Source organism: Candidatus Binatia bacterium, from assembly GCA_036382395.1.
Taxonomy (GTDB): Bacteria; Desulfobacterota; Binatia; order HRBIN30; family HRBIN30; genus JAGDMS01.
Window position 1 is genome coordinate 1 of sequence record DASVHW010000310.1, and the last position, 4,272, is coordinate 4,272.

The 4,272-nt window shown below is 58.8% G+C and carries 3 protein-coding genes; 2 read left to right on the forward strand and 1 reads right to left on the reverse strand.

What is annotated here, in order from left to right; translation table 11 throughout:
* Together VF515_14450 and VF515_14455 are read left to right on the forward strand one after the other, a co-directional pair.
* Window positions 1-1,686 (forward strand): BamA/TamA family outer membrane protein (locus VF515_14450; GenBank protein HEX7408832.1); only part of this gene is annotated, 1,686 nt, incomplete at its 5' end.
* A 227-nt stretch (window positions 1,687-1,913) separates the two neighbouring features.
* Window positions 1,914-2,588, forward strand: a complete 675-nt coding sequence (locus tag VF515_14455) for an OmpH family outer membrane protein (protein HEX7408833.1) — start codon at window positions 1,914-1,916, stop codon at window positions 2,586-2,588.
* 607 nt (window positions 2,589-3,195) lie between these two features.
* Here the strand turns inward: VF515_14455 and lepA are convergent.
* On the reverse strand, window positions 3,196-4,272 hold a 1,077-nt coding region (lepA, locus tag VF515_14460; protein ID HEX7408834.1), incomplete at its 5' end, for a translation elongation factor 4.

Genomic DNA, 4,272 nt, shown 5'->3' on the forward strand with positions numbered 1-4,272 from the left:
GTCCGCCGCATCGAATTCAAGGGCAATACCACCACCCGCGACAAGGTCATCCGCCGCGAATTGGCGCTGGATGAAGGCAGCCTTTACAACTCCAGGGCCTGGGAGATCAGCCTTCTCCGCCTCAACCAGTTGCAGTACTTCGAGGCCCTCAAGCCGGAGCAGGACTCGGAAATCAAGCAGGACAATCAGAACGCAACCGTGGATATCTCGCTCAAGGTGAAGGAGAAGGGCAAGAACAGCATCGGACTGAGCGGCGGCGTCAGCGGCCTGGCCGGTTCCTTCATCGGCCTCAACTACGAAACCAATAATTTCCTCGGTTTGGGCGAAACGCTCTCGGTCAATGCCAGCTTCGGCAGCCGCCAGCGCAACATCATGTTCGGCTTTACCGAGCCCTACATGTTCGACCGTCCGCTGAACGTCGGCTTCACCGTCTTCACCCAGAAGTACAACTACAACCAGGCCCAGCAATTATCGATCCAAGCCGGCCAGCAGCTCAATCTGTCCGAAAGCGTGCTGCAATCGCTGCAGAACTTCAGCCAGTCCCGAATCGGTTTCACGGTGTCCAGCAGCTATCCGCTGCGCCGCAGCTTCAAGCGCGTCGGCCTCACGTACTCCTTCGACATCTCGACCTTGTCGGTTTTCAGTACCATCTCCCAGCTCTATTTCCAGGAGCTGAACTTCCGCAACATCTCCGGCCCCGACTCGCTTAAGGGTGTGGTCACCAGCAAGCTCATCCCCAGTTTCACCATGAATACAATCAACAACCCGCAGCACCCGACCTCCGGGCGCAGCCTGTTCCTGGGCGGCGATTTTGCGGGCTTGGGCGGGAACGTCAGCTATGTTCGCCCCGTGGCCGACTACAAGCACTGGTTCCCGATGAAGGGCATCCACTTCAACCGCGAAGGCCACCAGGCGCTCGGCGTGCATCTTTCCGGTTCCTGGGTCACTGGCTACGCGGGCAAGGTCGTGCCCCCGTTCGAACGCTTCTTCATGGGCGGCGACACCGATCTGCGCGGCTTCGATATCCGCTCGCTTTCGCCCGTGGCTTTTTTCGTGGAGAGAATTGACTTCCCGCTTGTCAACCCCAGCGGCATCCCTGTCCCCAAGGACCCGAACAACTCGCGCGCAGGAAGCGTCACCGTGCCGTTGCCGGTGTACCGCATTATCTTCCCCGGCGGCGATACCCAGGCCTTCGCCAACGTCGAGTACCGCATCCCCATCGTCGGCCCTGTCACGTTGGCGCCGTTCATGGACATCGGCTTCGACGGCATTAGCCGCCCCGGACAGTTGCAGGTCAACCCGACCCAGCTCAATACGCTCAATACCACCGCGTTCGGCTGTCCTATTCTCGGCTCCGACGGGATCTGCGGCGGCGGAACGATGATGAACTTCAATAAGAACATCAAGATCGTCGGCGCCTCGAACTGGCAACCGCGCATGTCCGCCGGCCTCGAGCTGCAGGTGCTCATGCCCGTGGTCAATGCCCCGTTCCGCATCTACTACGCTTACAACCCGCTCCGCATGAACACTTTTGCCAACACCCCCAACCTGATAACGCGCAAGATGTTCCCTGACGGCGGCATAGGCGACTACAGCTACAGCCAGGCCCTCGCCGCATATGCCCCGAGTTGGCAGTTGAAGGAGCCTCAGAAAACGTTCCGCTTCACCGTCGCCACCACGTTCTAGTGAAAACAGGCTTTCGGCCTTGGGTATTAGGCATTAGCGAATTCATTCGCCAACCCAGGTCCTTCTTATGCCTAAAGCCAATTATTCAAAGCCTGCTACGTGCGATATATCTGCCACACCTGATATAATGCAAGCATCCGCAACCCTGAAACATCCGACTTGGCGTAGTCCCGTTTTGGAGTTTCTCGGAAGTATTCGGAAAATCCAAAGGAGTCAAAGAACCACCCATGACACGCAAGCTCATCAGATTTATTCTGCCCGTTGCGCTACTCGCCGTGAGCGCCTTCGCACAGAACGGTACTGCCACCGTGCCCGCTCCGCAGACCGGTGCCAATAAGATCGGCATCATCAACATTCAGGAAGCCATCCTCGCCTCCAACGAGGGTCAGCGTGACCTCAACGCTCTGCAAAAGAAGTTCGAGCCCACGCAGAACGAACTCAACGCCCTCAACAAGGAAATCGATTCCCTGAAAACGCAGCTCCAGACGCAGGGCGACAAGATGAACGAGGAGGCCCGCAACAGCCTCGTCAAGAACATCGAGAACAAGCAGAAAACTCTGCAGCGCCGGGCCGAAGATGCCCAGAGCGACTTCCAGAGTCAGCAGGGCGAGGTTGCCAACCGCATCGGTGTCAAGATCATGGAAGTCGTTGACAAGTACGCCAAGCAGAACGGCTACACCATGGTCCTCGATGTCTCCAGTCCGCAGAGCCCAGTCCTCTGGGCCCTCCCCAACACCAACGTGACCAAGGACATCGTGGATGCGTATAACGCCCGGTCCGGCGTTGCCGCTCCGGTAGGCGCGACTGGCCAGGCCGCCACGCCTCCGTCGGCTCCGCGTCCGCAGACGCCGCGTCCGGCAGGTTCCACCACCGCGCCCAGGCCGACGACTCCGAAGCAGTAGTTCCACCGCGGATTACGCCAACGGCCGCTCGGTTTTTCCGGGCGACCTTTTGCTTTTCCAGCGCGGCTTTTAGCCTGCGCGCACCCGTAGCACGGGAACTGCCCGGTGAACCATCCGACATTGCATCTTCGCATTTGCATACGTCGGATCGCCGACTGGGGTAATCCGTTGGCACTGGCCTCGAAAGAAATCCGCAGCCCTGTGGATAAGCTTGTGCATATCACGGGTGCGGAACCAGAAAGGACACTTCCGGCAGCCACTTACACAGTTTGCCTACTTCCTGCGACAGTTCGCAACCCGATAGGTTTCATTGCCTTAAGGCCTCCGCAAAATCGGTACGCAGGGCCGGAGACGGTATCCGTTTTTGTTGTCTACCTTTCGGTAGTTTTGCACACACCCCGGATCGACCCTGCTAGAAAAGTTAACCGATGGTTAAGCAGGTGGGATGCCCGAACGGGTTCGCCTGGACGCCGCAAAGGCCCGCTGGACGTGTAAGAAAGCTATGCCACAGCCCACTTCGAAACGCACCAGCCGGCGCCGTACTCTCGTCGGGTGAGAGCCGGAAAATTACTTTCTAGATAACAGCCTGGGAAAGGCAATTCCCGTGCTAATCGTCTTCGCCGACGCGCAGCACGGCCAGGAAAGCTTCCTGTGGAATGTCCACTCTCCCGATTCTCTTCATGCGCTTCTTACCTTCTTTTTGTTTTTCGAGCAGCTTGCGCTTGCGCGAGATGTCGCCGCCGTAGCATTTCGCGATCACGTTTTTCCGGATCGCCGTAACTGTTTCGCGCGAGATGATCTTCGCCCCGATCGCCGCCTGGATCGCCACCTCGAACATCTGCCGCGGGATCAGTTGGCGCATCTTCGACACCAGCGCCCGCCCGCGCTCGTAGGCGAAGTCCTTGTGTACGATGATCGACAGCGCGTCCACCGGGTCTCCCGACACCAGGATGTCCAACTTAGACATCGGCGACTCCCAGTAACCGGCGAGGTGGTAGTCCAGCGATGCGTACCCGCGCGATACGGTCTTCAGCTTGTCGTAGAAATCGAGCACGATCTCGTTCAGCGGCAGTTCGTAGGTCAGCATCACGCGATTCGAGGTGACGTACTCAAAGCTCTTCTGCTTGCCGCGCTTATCTTCCACCAGCTTCAGGATCCCTCCCACGTACTCTTCCTGGGTCAGGATCATGGCCATGATCACCGGCTCTTCGATTTTTGCGATCTCTCCCGCCGGCGGCCACTTCGAAGGGTTGTCCACTTCCCCCACCGTGCCGTCCGTACGCGTGATCCGATAGCGCACGCTCGGCGCCGTCGTAATCAGGTTCAGGTTGTACTCGCGCTCCAACCGTTCCTGGATGATCTCCATGTGTAGCAGCCCGAGAAATCCGCAACGGAAGCCGAATCCCAGCGCCGTCGAGCTCTCCGGCTCGAAAAAGAACGACGAATCGTTCAGCCGCAGTTTTTCCAGCGCCTCGCGCAGCATGGTGTGCTCGTGCGCGTCCACCGTGTAGAGCCCGGCAAACACCATCGGCTTCAGCTCTTCGAAGCCGGGCAGCGGCTCGATCGCGGGATTGTTGTCGTCGGTGATGGTGTCGCCGATCTTGGCGTCGGAAACGGTCTTCATGTTGGCGATGATGAACCCGACTTCACCCGCGCTCAGCGAATCCACTTCCACCGGCTTGGG